This window comes from Streptomyces sp. NPDC050164, from assembly GCF_044459945.1.
GTDB lineage: Bacteria > Actinomycetota > Actinomycetes > Streptomycetales > Streptomycetaceae > Streptomyces > Streptomyces coeruleorubidus_A.
The window spans coordinates 128,590-143,585 of record NZ_JBITJK010000015.1; the positions used below are offsets into that span (position 1 = coordinate 128,590).

Annotated in this window: 11 protein-coding genes and 2 pseudogenes; 4 read left to right on the forward strand and 9 right to left on the reverse strand. The window is 70.6% G+C overall.

Annotation, left to right across the window (positions count from 1 at the left end):
- Positions 1-25: 25 nt before the first annotated feature.
- The 3 genes and pseudogenes from ACIBNA_RS21435 to ACIBNA_RS21445 form a co-directional block, all read right to left on the reverse strand.
- Positions 26-784, reverse strand: coding sequence for an IclR family transcriptional regulator (locus tag ACIBNA_RS21435; protein WP_399166747.1), 759 nt, complete (start codon positions 782-784; stop codon positions 26-28).
- Between the two features lie 46 nt (positions 785-830).
- A pseudogene (locus ACIBNA_RS21440) lies at positions 831-1,022 on the reverse strand (substrate-binding domain-containing protein); the annotation flags it as partial.
- 182 nt (positions 1,023-1,204) lie between these two features.
- Entirely contained in the window at positions 1,205-1,669 is a 465-nt protein-coding gene (locus tag ACIBNA_RS21445) for a DUF6069 family protein (protein ID WP_399166748.1), read from the reverse strand.
- Between the two features lie 162 nt (positions 1,670-1,831).
- Between ACIBNA_RS21445 and ACIBNA_RS21450 the strand changes: the two genes are divergently transcribed.
- A complete protein-coding gene (locus tag ACIBNA_RS21450) occupies positions 1,832-3,511 on the forward strand; it encodes an NAD-dependent malic enzyme (protein ID WP_399166749.1) in 1,680 nt (559 codons plus the stop codon).
- Positions 3,512-3,518: 7 nt separating this feature from the next.
- Here ACIBNA_RS21450 and ACIBNA_RS21455 read toward each other — a convergent pair whose 3' ends face one another.
- Positions 3,519-4,514, reverse strand: a complete 996-nt coding sequence (locus ACIBNA_RS21455; protein ID WP_399166750.1) for an Lrp/AsnC family transcriptional regulator — start codon at positions 4,512-4,514, stop codon at positions 3,519-3,521.
- A gap of 266 nt (positions 4,515-4,780) precedes the next feature.
- Here ACIBNA_RS21455 and ACIBNA_RS21460 point away from each other — a divergent pair.
- Positions 4,781-5,239, forward strand: a pseudogene (locus ACIBNA_RS21460) (Nramp family divalent metal transporter); the annotation flags it as partial.
- A gap of 89 nt (positions 5,240-5,328) precedes the next feature.
- Complete coding sequence (locus tag ACIBNA_RS21465; RefSeq protein ID WP_399166751.1) at positions 5,329-5,955, forward strand: NAD(P)/FAD-dependent oxidoreductase; 627 nt, start codon at positions 5,329-5,331, stop codon at positions 5,953-5,955.
- A gap of 25 nt (positions 5,956-5,980) precedes the next feature.
- Here ACIBNA_RS21465 and ACIBNA_RS21470 read toward each other — a convergent pair whose 3' ends face one another.
- From ACIBNA_RS21470 to ACIBNA_RS21490, 5 genes are all read right to left on the reverse strand, one after another.
- Positions 5,981-7,720, reverse strand: a complete 1,740-nt coding sequence (locus ACIBNA_RS21470) for an amylo-alpha-1,6-glucosidase (protein ID WP_399166752.1) — start codon at positions 7,718-7,720, stop codon at positions 5,981-5,983.
- Between the two features lie 69 nt (positions 7,721-7,789).
- Positions 7,790-8,614 carry a carbohydrate ABC transporter permease gene (locus ACIBNA_RS21475; protein WP_399166753.1) on the reverse strand — a complete coding sequence of 275 codons (825 nt, stop codon included), beginning with the start codon at positions 8,612-8,614 and terminating at the stop codon, positions 7,790-7,792.
- Complete coding sequence (locus ACIBNA_RS21480; RefSeq protein WP_399166754.1) at positions 8,611-9,597, reverse strand: carbohydrate ABC transporter permease; 987 nt, start codon at positions 9,595-9,597, stop codon at positions 8,611-8,613. The genes ACIBNA_RS21475 and ACIBNA_RS21480 overlap by 4 nt, the downstream gene beginning before the upstream one ends.
- A gap of 10 nt (positions 9,598-9,607) precedes the next feature.
- The gene (locus tag ACIBNA_RS21485; protein ID WP_399166755.1) at positions 9,608-10,849 is read right to left on the reverse strand and encodes an extracellular solute-binding protein; all 1,242 of its coding nucleotides are present in this window, start codon (positions 10,847-10,849) and stop codon (positions 9,608-9,610) included.
- Between the two features lie 119 nt (positions 10,850-10,968).
- A complete protein-coding gene (locus tag ACIBNA_RS21490; RefSeq protein ID WP_399166756.1) occupies positions 10,969-11,991 on the reverse strand; it encodes a LacI family DNA-binding transcriptional regulator in 1,023 nt (340 codons plus the stop codon).
- Between the two features lie 326 nt (positions 11,992-12,317).
- On the opposite strand from ACIBNA_RS21490, the gene ACIBNA_RS21495 reads away from it, so the two are divergent.
- Positions 12,318-14,978, forward strand: coding sequence for a cellulosome protein (locus tag ACIBNA_RS21495; protein ID WP_399166757.1), 2,661 nt, complete (start codon positions 12,318-12,320; stop codon positions 14,976-14,978).
- Positions 14,979-14,996: the final 18 nt, after the last annotated feature.

Consider the following 14,996-nt stretch of genomic DNA (forward strand, 5'->3'; position numbering starts at 1 on the left):
GGGGGCACCGGCAAGGAGCGGATTTTCAGATAGTGAGCGAGAGGCTCCTCGTCACGCGGCTCGCGGTCGGGAGCAGCCGTTCGCTGATCTCCGGCAGCCGGGAGAGCCGGTTCGCCGGCAGTGAGACGCCGAGGGAGCCGAGTGTGTCCCCGCTGTAGACCGGGACGGCGACGCAGACCGTGCCGAGGGCGTACTCCTCCAGGTCCGTGACGGCCGGGGCCAGGGGTGAGGTGTCCAGCCGCCGGAGCAGTTCCGGCGGGCTGGTGATGGTCCGCGGGGTGAGGTCGGCGAGATGGTGGCGGGATAGGTAGTCCTTGCGGGACTCCTCGTCCAGTTCCCTGAGCACGGACTTGCCCAGTGCGGTCGCGTGTCCCGCGTCCTCGAAGCCCACCCAGAGATCGACGCGGGGCGTCCCGGGGCCGTCGACGATCTCGGCGACCCGGATCTCGCCCTCCTCGTAGAAGGTGAGATAGGCGGGGGTCGTGAGCTCGTCCCGCAGCGCGGCGAGCGTGGGCCGGACGCGGCTGAGCAGCGCCTGCGCGCGCCCCGTGGTCCGGAGGCTCTGCAGCTTGTCACCGAGGATGAACCCGCCGTCGTCCAGTTTCCGCACGTAGCCGTCGTGCACCAGCGTGCGCAGCAGGTGATAGGCGGTGGCCAGAGGCAGCCCGGTCTCGCGTGCCAGCTGCTTCGCCGGCGCGCCGTTCTGGTGTGCGCTCACAGCCTCCAGTAGCCGCATGGCCCGCTGGACGGAGGTGATGAGCGTAGGGCCCTCTTGCGCCCCCATAGGACCAGCGTGCGCCAGCGGTACGGCGTGGGCAAGGCCGGGGCGGCTACCGGGACGGCGGGGGTGCGGTCGAGACGCGGATCACGAGCTCGACCGGGGGGTCGGTCGCCGGGGACGGCTCCGCGTCCGGTTTCTCGATGGCCTCCACCAGGAGCCGGAGTCCCTCTCGCGCCACGGCGTCGAAGGGCTGGCGCACCGTGGTCAGCGGTGGGGTCACGTACGCGGCGACGGGGATGTTCACCTGGAACGCCGACGGCACGCCGAACCTCGGCACCCCGGTGGGCCTGGGCGTACCGCTGACCGCGCCGTCGGGCGAGTAGCTCAAGGGCGCTGCGGCGAGGGGCAGCGGCACGCACACGACGACGGCCCGTCGGCGGTGAGCGCGACGGGCCGGTGTCGGGATGCGGGGAGTCGAGGGCGTCACCTCTGTACGTGGGACAGCCGCCGTGCCACCAGGGGGATGATCACCGCGGCGGCCACCACATGGGAGGCGGCGAGGACGATCTGGGTGGACGTGGCCGTGTGCGGGGCGACGGCAGGGCCGGCGAGGGACAGTGCGGTGAGGACGACGGTGGTCACGGTGAAGGTGCGGGCGGGCCGCTTTGCCCAGTGGGCGAGCACCACGGCCAGGACGATCCCGGCGACCGCCCAGAACAGCACGCCGCCGACGAAGCCGCCGACGGGGATCTCCGCGGCCTCCTCGGCCCCGGGGCTGGCCGCCTCCATCGGGACGCCCGCGGTCCGGGCGACGAGCGCGAACGCCTCCGTCACGACGGCACCGGCGAGCGTCGCCAGGACGCCGACCAGCCATACGGGGCGGGTGGAAAGGAAGCCAGGGGTGTGGGACTCGGTCCGGACCTGCGTCTGAGGGGTCGTCACGCTCATGTCGCCTTCTCCTGCTCGGTGTTGGGGCTCGGTGCGCCTTACGGAGAGGTAGACCGGGCGACGCGCCGGAACTCATCGGTGAACCGAGGACCGAAACGACGGTTGGACCGAACGGCGCAAGTCGCCTGCACGAACCGGCGAGTCCAGGGAACGCGTCACACCATGGACCAGCCGATGAACCAGCACCCCCGCACGACCACCAGCCCCGCCATCACGACCCTGGCCGATCCGCTGGTCAACAAGGGCACCGCCTTCAGCCGGCAGGAGCGCGCCGAGCTCGGTCTCGACGGGCTGCTGCCGCCCGCCGTGGAGACCCTGGACGAGCAGGTCGCCCGCGCCTACGAGGCGTTCCACGGCTACGACAAGCCCCTCAACCGGCACATCTATCTGCGTCAGCTCCAGGACACCAACGAGGTGCTCTTCTACCGTCTGATCACCGAGTACCTGGAGGAGCTGCTGCCCGTCGTCTACACGCCGACGGTGGGTGAGGCCTGCCGGCGTTTCAGCGAGATCTACCGGCGGCCGCGCGGGCTGTTCCTGACGTGGGAGGACCGGCACCGCTTCCGGGACATCCTGCGCAACCGCCCGCACCGCGACAAGGACGTGGACGTCATCGTCGTCACCGACGGGCAGCGCATCCTCGGCCTGGGCGACCAGGGCGTCGGCGGGATGGGCATCCCCATCGGCAAGCTCAGCCTCTACACGGCGATCGGCGGCATCCACCCCGCCCGCACCCTGCCGGTCCTGCTGGACGTCGGCACCGACAACGAGGACCTGCTCCGCAACCCGCGCTACCTCGGCCGGCGCGCCCCCAGGCTGACCGGCGCCGAGTACGACGAGATGATCGAGGCCTTCGTGTCGGCGGTCGAGGCGGAGCTTCCCGGGACGCTGCTCCAGTGGGAGGACTTCGCCACCGCCCACGCCTATCCCATCCTCGAGCGCTACCGGGACCGGCTGCTCACCTTCAACGACGACATCCAGGGCACGGCGGCCGTCACGCTCGGTGCCCTGTCCACCGCCGCGAACGTGTCGGGCACTGCGCTGTCCGAGCAGCGCCTGGTGATCCTGGGGGCGGGGTCGGCGGCCATCGGTGTCGCCGACATGATCCGGACGGCCATGATCGAGGAAGGTCTGTCCGAGGACGAGGCCACGGCACGGTTCTGGATCCTCGACGTCGACGGCCTGCTGGTGCGGTCGCGCACGGAACTGACGCCGCAGCAGCGGACGTTCGCGCGCGACGACAACGAGGTGACCGACTGGGACGGCACCGGCCTCGCCGAAGTGGTGCGCCGTGTCGAGCCGACGGCGCTCATCGGCCTGTCGACGGCTCATGGCGCGTTCACCGAGGAGATCGTGCGGCAGATGGGCTCGACCTGCGAACGGCCCGTCATCTTCCCGCTCTCCAACCCCACCTCCCACTCCGAGGCCGAGCCCGCGGACCTCACCCGCTGGACAGACGGCCGGGCGCTGATCGCCACCGGCTCGCCCTTCCCGCCGCTCACGGTGGACGGGCACGAGGTGCCGGTGGCGCAGTCGAACAACGTGTACGTCTTCCCGGCCATGGGGCTCGCGGTGACCGCGAGCCGTGCCACGCGCGTCACCGACCGCATGATGGTGGCCGCCGCCCGGGCGGTCGCCGAGTGCGCGGTACGGGCGGCGCACGGCGAGGACGGCCCCGTGCCGCTGCTGCCGCCCCTGACCGGGATGCGCGAGTCCGCTCGCGAGATCGCCCTGGCCGCGGCTCTCGCCGCCGTCGAGGACGGGGTGGCCCCGCGGGCGACGGAGGCGGAACTGCGCGAGGCGATCGCGAAGACGCAGTGGACACCGCGGTACGAGGCCTAGACACGCGTCAGTCACGCAGCCACGGCGCGAGCATCCCGCCCCGCCTCAGTGAGCCGAGGACCATCGACACGTCCACCGACACCGCCTCGCGCAAACACGAGGAACGCGTGACGAAGTCGTGGAGCGCCGCCTCGTCGGGAAAGGCGGTCAGAACCAGCAGCTGGCGTTCGCCGGTGACGAAGCTGACGTACCGGACGTGCGGGGACCCGGCGAGCGCCGCCGTCACCGCGTCGACCTCCGACGGCACGGCCCGTACCCACAGCACCGCCTCCACCGGCAGTCCGAGCAGCACCGGTTCGATCACGGCTCGGACGCGGACCCGCCCTGCCCTGCGCAGGGCACCCAGCCGGCGCCGGGCGGTGGCCTCGGACACTCCGGCCACCCTGGCCAGTTCGTCGAACGTGCACCGTCCGTCCTCGGCCAGGGCGTTCACCAGCAGCCGGTCGGACCGGGAGAGTTCACCGGCACCGTCGAACGGGGGCGACACGTCCGCCGACGCGGGGGCATCGCCGGTCCCGTCGGTGAGTGCGGCGATCTCGGCCTCGGTGAGCAGGCCCGCGTGCCACTCGCGAATCGTCCGCACGTGCCGCAGCACCGGGAGCGTCAGCGTCCGTACGACCCCCGGCAGACCCGGGAGGTCGTCCATGACGAGTCCCGCGAGACGGTCGCGCGGGCACTGCACTTCGGCCACGCAGTCCCAGGTCCCGGTCAGGACATGGGCGAAGACACAGTCGGGGCGGCGCGCCAGCGCGGTGGCGACCACCCGGGCCTGGCCGGGTGCGCAGCGCACTCCGATCACGGTGCTGCGTCCGCGCACCGCCATGGCGCCGATCCGTACCAGCCCCGAGTCCAGCAGCCGGGTGCCCCGGCGGACGACGGTGCGTTCCGGTTCGCCGAGCACCGTCGCGATGCGGTGCCACGAGACGCGGCCGTCGATCTGCAGCGCGCTGATGATGCGCCGGTCCAGCGAATCGGCCACGAAGCCGGTGTGCGGTGCGTCCATCGGCCTGAGCGTATGGCCGATTCCGTCGATTTCCCAGGGAATCTTGTTCCCATCCGTCGACCTGCCCGACTGTGCCGGGAAGCCGGACCGCGCTCTCCCTACCTCCGGAGGTGGCCGACATGACCGCGACACCCGGAAGTCCTCCTCATCCTCAAGCGGCTGCCCCGTCCCCCGAGCCCTTCGCCGCCCCCGCCACCCGGCGGGGGCGGCTGGCCGTCCTCGGGCCGGGGCTGGTCCTGGCGGCCACCAGCGTGGGCGCCGGCGACATGGTGACGTCGCTGGCGGGCGCCGCCGGCTACGGCATGGCCCTGCTGTGGGCGATCCTCGTCGGCGTCGTACTCAAGTACGCGCTGACCGAGGCGGTGGGACGCCTGTATCTGGCGACCGGGCTGACGGCGATCGCGAGCCTGCGCTCGGCCGCCCGCTGGCTCCCGTACGCCTTCTTCGGGTTCGTCCTGGTCATCGGGCTGCTGTACGGGGCGGCCCTGAGCTCGGTGGCGTCACTCGCGCTGTCGACGCTGTTCCCCGCGCTGCCGCTGAGGCCGCTGGCCGTCGTGATCGCGCTGGCGTCGGCCGGAATCGTGTACGTGGGCCGGTACACGCTGTTCGAGCGGGTGATGAGCGGGTTCATGCTCGCCAAGTTCGTCGGCATGGTCGTGCTGGCCGTGGTCACGCTGGCCACCATGGACGACCCGTCCGGTCTGGTGTCCTCGTTGCGGCCACGGCTGCCGGAGGGCGACGTGGTCACCGTGCTGGCACTGATCGGCGGGGTGGGCGGCACGGCCGGAGTGGCCTCGACCCGGGGGCGTTCGTCTTGGCGCTGGCCGACGCGGTCCGCGACCGGGGCGGGAAGATCATCACCGGCCTGGAGGTCACCCGTGTACGGGACCTGGGCACCGGGGTCGTCGCCCTCGCCCGGGACGGCACGTCCGTGCATGCCGACGCGGCCGTCCTCGCCCCCGGAGCCTGGCTCGGCCGACTGGCCGCGCCCTTCGGTGTGCGCACCCCGGTGCAGTCCGGACGCGGCTACAGCTTCTCCCTGCCTCCGGGCGGGCTGCCCACCCGGCCCACGTACTTCGCCGAGCGGCGAGTGGTCTGCACACCGCTCGGGGACCGGGTGCGGGTGGCGGGAATGATGGAGTTCACGGCACCCGACCGCCCTGCGGACCCCCGCCGTATCGAGGCGATCGTCAACTCGGTCCGTGATCTGCTCCCTTCGGCCGACCTCACCCACCGCACCGACGAATGGGCCGGCCCCCGCCCGTGCACGGCCGACGGCCTGCCCCTGGTCGGCCCGACCCGCTCGCCCCGCGTCCATGTCTGCGGGGGCCACGGCATGTGGGGCATCGCCCTGGGCCCCCTCAGCGGCAAGTTGCTGGCGGAGTCGATCGTCACGGGCCGCCGGGCGGCCGAGTTGACGGCACTGCATCCGCTGCGGTGAGGGAGGCCCGGGCTCGACCCGCCGGTCAGTGGCCGCCCCGGTGTGCGTGGGCTTCGGCGAGGAGGAGGTAGCCGGCGGCGGTCCAGGTATAGGCGCGGTCGCGCAGACCCGTGCCCGTGAGGGCGTCGAAGTTCTCTGCGAAGCCGTGGGTCTCGCACAGGGCGCGGAAGCGGGCACTTATGTCGTCGGCGAGCCGCTGGTGGCCGGCCCGGCGCAGGCCGTCCTCGATGAGGACGGTGGCGGGGGCCCAGACGGGGCCGCGCCAGTAGCCGTCGGAGAGGTAGTGCGGTGAGGTGGGCAGTTCGGTGGCGAGGCCGTACGGGGTCAGGTGGGCCTTGATGTGGTCGGCCAGTGCGCTGCCGACCTCGCCGGGCAGGTGCTCGCCCAGCACGATGGGCATCAGGTCGAGGAGACTGGAGCTGCTCCAGGTGTGCCCGGTGGCGGCTCCCCGGGCGAGGAACCGTTCGCCGGTCCAGAGTTCGTCCAGCAGCGCCGACTGGATGTCGTGTGCCGTTCGAGTCCACCGGCTCGCTTCGTCCGGCTTCCGCAACTCCGCGGCGAGATCAGCGAGTTCGTGCAGCTGGAGGACGAGGAAGGCGGCCAGGTCGGCGGTGACGACGACCCGCTCGGGGTCGAAGGTGGTGGCGTTGTCCCAGCCGCTGTCGTTGCCGTGCTGGTAGTGGGGCAGGACGGCGCCGGGTGCGCGCCGCGCGGTGAGCCAGAAGTCCGTCCAGCGGACCAGCCGGTCGTACATCTCGGCCAGTTCCGCCCGGCTGGGAGGCACCGGCAGACGGCGGCGAAGATGGCCCGACGCCCAGCCGTGGACGGGCGGTTTGACGAAGTTGTGGAGGACCTCGGAGTGGGTGACGGAGTCGGGCAGGGCTCCGCTGCCGTCCTGGTGGTCGAAGGGCAGGGCGAACTGGTCCGTGGCCAGTTCGGGACAGCCCGGGGCCAGCGCCAGGGCGTTGAAGCAGTGGTCCCAGCTCCAGACCTTGTCCATCCAGTGCTTGGACATGAGTACGGCGGGCCGGGAGACGAGTCCGGCCGGGCGTACGGTCGCCGACCAGAGGACGTAGGCGGCGAGTTCGGCGGCCGGGGTGGCGGACGAGCGCCAGGGGGCCACCGCGTCGACGAAGTCCGCGAAGGACCCGCGCGCCGCCGCCACGGTCTCGCCGAAGGCGGCCGAGGACGCGTACGGCGGGCGAGCGGTGTCCACTTCCTCGATGGCGATCTCCCACTCGCCGTCCGCCGCCGCGGCCAGGGCGAGACCGCGGTCACCGCTGCCCAGGGCCTGGGCTCCGGCGGTGTGGGCGATACGGCCGGACAGGACGGTGATGCGGTAGCGGCGCCCCGTCTCGTACGACGTGAACACGTGCGCGCCCGCTGCCGGGTCGTGGAAGAAGTACGTCCCGCTGAACGGCGTCAGGACCTGCGCGGCCGCGAAGACGCCGATGTCCAGGCCGCTCCCCCGCAGGCGTACGGTGTCCGGCGACTCGTAGGCGAGGTCGATGCGCCCGGCCGGGCCGACCCAGCTGAGCAGTCCCGGTGTCGCCTCGACGCGGGTGTCGGCGCGCTCGCCCGTCGCCGGGTCCAGGGGGACGAGGCGGAGTACGGCGTGCATGCCGTTCTGGTGCGAGACGAGGTGGAGGTCCTCGGCGTACGTCTTCTCCGCCACCACGGGTGAGATGCCGAACCAGGATCCGAACGTGCTGAACGGGATGTCGTGGACGGAGAAGGCAGGTCCGGACGACGGGGCGGCGGTCATGAAGGCGTGACTCGTTTCTCGAGCAGGGATCGTCGGCAGAAGGGGAGGTCCGCGGGAGTTCGCGGGAGGTCAGTCCTTGACGGCTCCGGCGGTCACGCCGGCGGCGACGTAGCGCTGGGCGAGGACGAGGATCACCGTGGCGGGCAGTGAGGCCACGACGGCGGTGGCCATGATGGCGTTCCACTCCTGGTTGTTGTTGCCGATGTAGTGGTAGATGCCGAGGGTGATCGGTTCGTGGGCGCCGCCGTTGACCAGGGTGCTGGCGAAGACGAAGTCGGACCAGGACCACAGGAACGCGAACAGGGACACCGTGACGACGGCGTTGCGGCTCATCGGCAGGACGATGGACCGGAAGGTGGTCAGGGGCCCGGCGCCGTCCATCGTCGCGGCCTGGAGCAGTTCGCCGGGGATGCCGGACATGAACGCGGTGAAGATGAGGACGGCGAAGGGGACGGCCAGGGTGGAGTCGGCGACGATCAGGCCGGGCACGGACTGGAGCAGGCCGAGCTGGAGGTAGATGGCGTAGAAGCCCATCGCCATGATGATGCCGGGGATCATCTGGGCGACCAGGAAGAGGAAGCCGAGCACGCCGCCGCCGCGCGGGCGGAGTTTGGCCAGGGCGTAGCCGGCGGGTGCGGCGAGGGCGACGGTCAGGACGACGGTGCCCAGGCCGATGACGAGGCTGGTGGCGAGGTAGGGCAACTGCTCGTCCAGGACGGTGCGGTAGCCGGCCAGGGTGCCGTTCAGCGGCAGCAGGTCCGGGGGGCTCTTGCGCATGTCCTGGTCGCGGGTGAAGGACACGTTGAGCATCCAGTACACCGGGAAGAGCATGATCGCGGTCAGCAGCAGACCTGTGGCCGTCTTCCACCACGTGCGGCTGGGGCTTCGGTTCATGACAGCGCCTGCTTTCGCTGGACCCGGATGTAGACGAGGCCGAAGACCAGGGCGGCGACGACGAGCAGGTTGCCGACGGCCGCTCCGGGTCCGAAGGCGGGCAGGAGGTTGCCGAAGCCGAGCTGGTAGGACCAGGTGGCGAAGGTGGTGGAGGAGTCCGCCGGGCCGCCCTTGGTCATGATCCAGATGATGTCGAAGACCTTGAGCGTGTAGACCAGGCCCAGCAGCAGGGTGATCGCGGACACCGGGCGCAGCAGCGGGAAGGTGATGCGCCAGAAGCGCTGCCAGGCGTTCGCCCCGTCCAGCGCCGCGGCCTCGTACAGGCCGGCGGGGATGGACTGCAGGCCGCTGTGGAGCACCACCAGGTTGAAGGGGACGCCGATCCAGATGTTCGCGATGATCACCGAGGTGAGCGACCAGGACGGCGAGGTCAGCCAGTTCACCGGGTCGACGCCGACGGTCCTCAGCAGGGCGTTGACGATGCCGGAGTCACTGTTGAGCATCCACGACCAGGTCGAGGCCGACACGATCAGCGGCAGCAGCCAGGGCACCAGGAACAGGGCCCGCAGGGTCGCCGACAGCCGGAAGTGCTGGTGGAAGAAGACCGCCAGGGCCAGGCCGATGGCGTACTGGAAGACCAGGCACACGGCCGTGAACACCACGGTGTGGAGCAGGGCCGGGGTGAACGTCGGGTCGTCGAGGATCTTCGCGTAGTTCTCCAGGCCCGTGAAGGGCGCGTTGCCCTGGACGAAGGAGCGGACGGTGTAGTTGCGCAGGCTCAGGTCGAGGTTGCGGTAGAGGGGATAGGCGTAGAAGAGGACGAGGTAGAGGGTGACCGGGGCGAGGAAGGCCCAGGCGGCCCACTGCTGGGAGGTCGGGCGGCGTCGTGGCGCGGGGCCCGCCGGGGGCGGGGCGGCGGTGGCCGCCCCGCCGTTCCGGTCGAGCGCGGGCCGGCGGGCCGGCGGATATGTCGTCTGCTTCATCGGGCCCACGTCACTTGACTGCGGACTGCGCCGAAGAGAGAGCGTCCTTCGGGGCCTTCGCCCCGCTGAGTGCGGACTGGACCGCCTTCCACAACTGCTCCGAGATCTTGGGGTACTTGGTGCCGAGGTCGCCGCTGGTGCGTCCCTTGGCCGCCTTGACCGCGTCGACCCAGGCCTTCAGCGCGGGGTTCGCCGCCACCTGCTTGTTCTGGACCTCGGCGGTGGGGGCCACGTAGGACAGGGTCGTGTCGGTGTCGTACAGGTTCTGGGTGCTGGTCAGGCAGGCCGCCAGCTTCTGCGAGGTGGTGTAGCGGCCGGTGTCGTCCTGGACCGGGAGGGTGACGAACTCGCCGCCGGTCGGGGCCGCCGCGTTGCCCCCGTCGGCGCCCGGGATCGGCAGGACGCCGTACTCGAAGCCGGCCTTCTCGGCGTTCGCGAGCTGCCAGGTGCCGTTCTCGGCGAAGGCGTAGTCGCCGCCGGCGAACTCCTGCCAGCTGGTCGTCTGGGTGTTGTTGATGACCGAGTTGGGGGCGTAGCCCTGCTTCAGCCAGTCCTGCCACAGCGACAGTGCGGAGACGGCCCGGGCGGAGTCGAGTTCGGTCAGTTCGGCGCCCGCTCCCCAGAACCAGGGCAGGAACTGGAAGCTGCCCTCCTCGGTGCCGATCGCCGAGAACGTGATGCCCTTCTTGCCGGCCTTCTTGACCTTGGCCAGCGCCGCCGTCAGCGACTTCCAGTCCTTGACCGAGGCGATGTCCACCCCGGCGTCCTTCAGCACCTTCTTGTTGTAGTAGAGGGCGAGGGTGTTGGCGCCGATCGGCGTGCCGTACGTCTTGCCGCCCGACTGGCCGGCCGCGAGCAGGTTCGGGTCGACCTTGGAGGTGTCGAGCTTGTTGTCGTCGGTGGTGGTGAGCACGCCCGCCTCGGCCAGGGTCGAGACGACGGGGTTGTCGACGATGAGCACGTCCGGGGAGTTGCCCTGCTGGGCCGCCAGCAGCGTCTTGTTGGCCAGGTCGCTGGTGTCGAAGCCGGTCCGCTTGACCTTCACACCAGCCTGGGTGCCGCACTTGTCCAGCAGCTTCGTCCAGGCCGAGCCCTTGGCGAACTGCGGGTACGGGTCCCAGATCGTGTAGGTGCCGCTGTCGGCGTCCTTGGAGTCGGTGCTGCCCGCCCCGGAGGAACAGGCGGTGCCGACGACGGCGACGACGGTCGACAGGGCCACGGTGGCGAGGAGCCGTCTGGCGGAGCTGTGCATGGCGGGTCCTTCGTTCTTGGCATACGGGTGCCGTGGGAGAGGTGACGAGGGTGTGCGGGCACGCCGAACGGCGGCGGCTTGCCTGGTGAAGTGAGGAGAGTCGGAGGAGGGTTCGAGGGTCAGGCGGGGGACGTAGGGCCGGCGGGCCCGGTGCTCGCCCGCAGCGAGATGGGCGGTGCGAGAAGGTGGTGCCGAGGCGGCGCGTCGGGATGGTCGAGCCGTTCGATGAGCAGGTCGACGGCGCGGCGGCCCATCTCCTCGGCGGGTACGTCCGCCGCGGTGAGCTGCGGGGTCACCGTCTCCGCCCACCGGCCGGCCACGACTCCGGTGACGGAGAAGTCACGCGGCACATGGCGGCCCGCCTGGGCGAGCCCTCGGTAGAGGCCGCCCAGGGCGGCCTCGTTCAGCGTGACCAGGGCCGTGGTCGCCGGATCGTCGTGCAGGATCCGCTCCAGACACGCCTGGCCGGACGCGGCGTCGTCCCCGCAGCAGTACGTGCGCACGGTCAGCCCGCGCTCGGCCGCGGCCTTGGTGAAGCCGTCCAGTCCCCGGTGCGCGGACTCGTACCCCGCCCGCAGGAGCTGCTCCGGCCGGTTGACGAAGGCGACCCGACGGTGGCCGAGGTCGGCGAGGTGGTGGACGCAAGCTGCCGCCAGCGCGGTGTGGTCCAGGCCGACCCACCAGCCGCGCTCCGGATGCGCGGTGCGGCCGATGGCCACGGAGGGGAAGTCCAGGGCGGCCAGGTGATCGACCCGGTCGTCCTCCAGTCTGATCTCCATCAGGATCGCGCCGTCGACCCGCCGCTCGCCCAGCAGCCGCTGGAAGGAGCGGTCGCTGTCCACGCCGCTCGGCGACAGCAGCACGTCGTAGTCGTGGGCCGCGGCGGCTTCGACGACACTGCCGATGAAGTCCAGCTGCATGCCGGTGTAGTGGTTCCCGGCCGGCGGGAAGACCAGGCCGATCGTGCTGGTCCGGCCGTTGGCCAGGGCGCGTGCGCTGGCGTTGGGCCGGTAGCCCAGCTCGTCGATGACCTCCTGGATCTTCCGGCGTGTCTCGTCCGACACCGGACGCTTGCCGCTCAGCGCGTACGACACGGTGCTCCGCGAGACACCGGCCCGCCGGGCGATCTCACCGATGTTCACGAAGAACTCCTTGCGTGGGCTGTCGAACCGGCGATTGTCGAACCGGTTCGCGTGAAGTGAAGCTAAGAACTGCCCGGGCGGCTGTCAACACCTCGCGCAGCACTTCTTGTGCCGCGGCAGGGGTATTGCTGGGGGATTTCGCCGGTGCTAACTTCCTGCGAACCGGTTCGACGAGCGGCGGTCTCTGCGCGCCACAAGGGACGGCGGACGGGTCGCACCCCATTTCCATGCGATGAGTCGAACCGGTTCGCCTCCTTCAGTGCCCGATTCAGCGTCCGAGCAGTACGGAAACCACGGAGACCTCAGTGCGACGAAGTAGAACGACTGTGGCCACAGCCGCGGCGACGGCCGCCCTCGCCACCCTCCTGGCCGGCCCTTCCGCGGGAACCGCCGGGGCCGCGGAGCGAGAACGGCTCGTCATCGACCTCGCCACCGACACCGGCGCCTTCCACGGCGGCGCCTCCGGCTCGCTGTACGGCGTGTACGGCGACGGCGTGCCGAGCCGCAACCTCATCGAGGGCATGCATCTGCGCACGGTGTCGACGAAGGCGCAGGACGGTCCGCAGCACCCGGGAGCGGACGCCCTGGAGATGCTGCCGCCGTTCGTGGACTCCGGCGGCAAGGACGTCTACATCTACATGACGGACATCTACCGCGGCTTTCCGTACCAGTGGCCGGGCGCGGACGGTCCGGCGCGGCTCGCCGACTTCAAGAAGAAGATCAAGAAGCAGGTCCAGCAGGTCCTGACCATGGGCGAGTACAAGGACAACGTCGTCTACGTGCCCTTCAACGAGCCCGAAGGGAACATGTTCGGGACCGGCGAGTGGAGCTACAACAAGGTCTCCTGGCTGAAGGACCCCCAGCACTACTTCGCGGCCTGGAAGGAGGTCTACCACCTCATCAAGGACCTCGACCCGGACGCCCGCATCGCCGGCCCCAACACCAGCGTCCTCTACAGCCAGGTCAAGGGCTTCCTGCAGTATGCCAAGGCCAACGACGTGGTGCCGGACGTGATGACCTGGCACGAGCTGTCGTCGCCCGCCGCGGTCCGCACGAACGTGGCGAAGTACCGGCAGATGGAGAAGGAAGTCGGGATCGGCCCGCTGCCGATCAACGTCAACGAGTACGGGCACAACTACCACCTGTCCGTGCCCGGCCAGGTCGTCCAGTGGGTCTCCGCCATCGAGGAGTCGAAGATCGACGCCGACCTGGCGTACTGGAACATCGACGGCAACCTCAACGACTCGGCCGTGGAGGCCAACAAGGGCAACGGCCAGTGGTGGCTGTTCAACGCCTACGGGCAGATGTCCGGCCACACCGTGAAGGTGACCGCCCCGCACCCCAACCAGCAGTACACACTCCAGGGCGTGGCGACCCTCGACCAGGACAAGAAGCAGTCCCGGGCCCTCTTCGGCGGCAAGAGCGGCGACGCCGACATCGTCTTCGACCACGTCGACCCGAAGCTGTTCGGGAAGACCGTGCGCGCCACCGTCCAGGAGATCCCCTGGAGCGGTCAGGTCGGCGACTCGGCACAGCCGTTGCGGCTCGCGGACCAGGAACTGACCGTCGGCGCGGACGGCTCGGTCACTCTGCCGATGACCGGCATGAACGAGATGTCCGCCTACCAGGTCATCCTCTCCCCCGGCGGCAACGGCGGGAAACCGGCCGCACCTTCCGTGAGCTGGCGCAAGACGTACGAGGCGGAGAACGCCACCTACACCGGTAAGGGCTACTCCAGGAACGGCCCCGAGGGCACGCCCTCCGACGTCGGCAAGTTCGCCACGTCGGGCGCCTACAACGTGGGCGGTCTGCGCACCGGCTCCGACGGGGTCCTCGCCTTCGACGTCGAGGTCCCGCGGGACGGCACGTACGACCTGAGCGTCTTCGCCAACTCCTACAACCTGTACGGCCTGGTGAAGGAACAGGGCCCGACCAACGTCTTCCTGCGGGTCGACGGCAAGGACCCGCAGGAGCTGCGCCTGCCGCTCGGCTACAAGTGGGTCGTGTGGGGCCACACCGACACGACGGTGAAACTGACGGCCGGCAAGCACCGGATCACCCTGGCCGCGCAGGACGCCGACCTCGGGGTCACCAAGGGTGACGCGATCATCGACAAGATCGATCTGTCCCTGCGCGACGAGAAGGTGACCGCCCCGGCGATCTACGAGGCCGAGTACGCCACCCTCACCGGTACCGAGCCGCGCTACACGTACGGCAGTGCCTCGGGACCGGGCGCGGTTCCGCTGCCGAAGGGTGCCTCCGCGACCTTCTGGGTCCACTCCCCCGCCGACGGTGAATCGACCGTGTCGGTCGACCACTTGGGCGGCGGCCACGCGAGCCTGGCACTCAACGGCGAGAAGCTCGACCTGCCGAAGGCCGGCGGCGCCAAGAAGGGCACGGACACGGTCCGGCTGTTCCTGTCCGGTGGCATCAACAAGATCACCGTCACCGGTACGGGACGCGAGCTGGTCCTCGACCGGCTGCGGGTCGCCCCGTCGAAGGGCGCTTTGGTGCCCACCGTGTACCAGGCCGAGAACGGCACGCTCACCGGGGCGGCGAAGGTCACCGACGCCTACACCTTCGCCACGAACGGCAAGGCCGTCACGGACATCGGCGACGGAAAGGCCAACGCCCTCACCGTCGAGGTCGTGGCCGCCAGGGCCGGGCGGCACGCGCTGACCATCCGCTACTCCAACGCCGAGCAGGCCCCGGCCACCCACTACAACCCCGACCCGATCGCCCGCCACGCCGACCTCTCCGTCAACGGCGGACCGGCGCGCCGGGTGCTGTTCCCGACCACCTTCCACTTCAACAACTTCTGGGACCTGACCGTCCCGGTCACCCTCGAAAAGGGCACGAACCGGCTCACCTTCACGGCGGAGGAACTGCCGGACTTCGACGGCGACACGTACAACCAGTACGACCAGCGGTCCCCGTACGCGCCGGTGATCGACCGGGTCGCCGTCACGCCGCTGGCGGCGAAGTAGCCCCCTGCCGAACGCGAG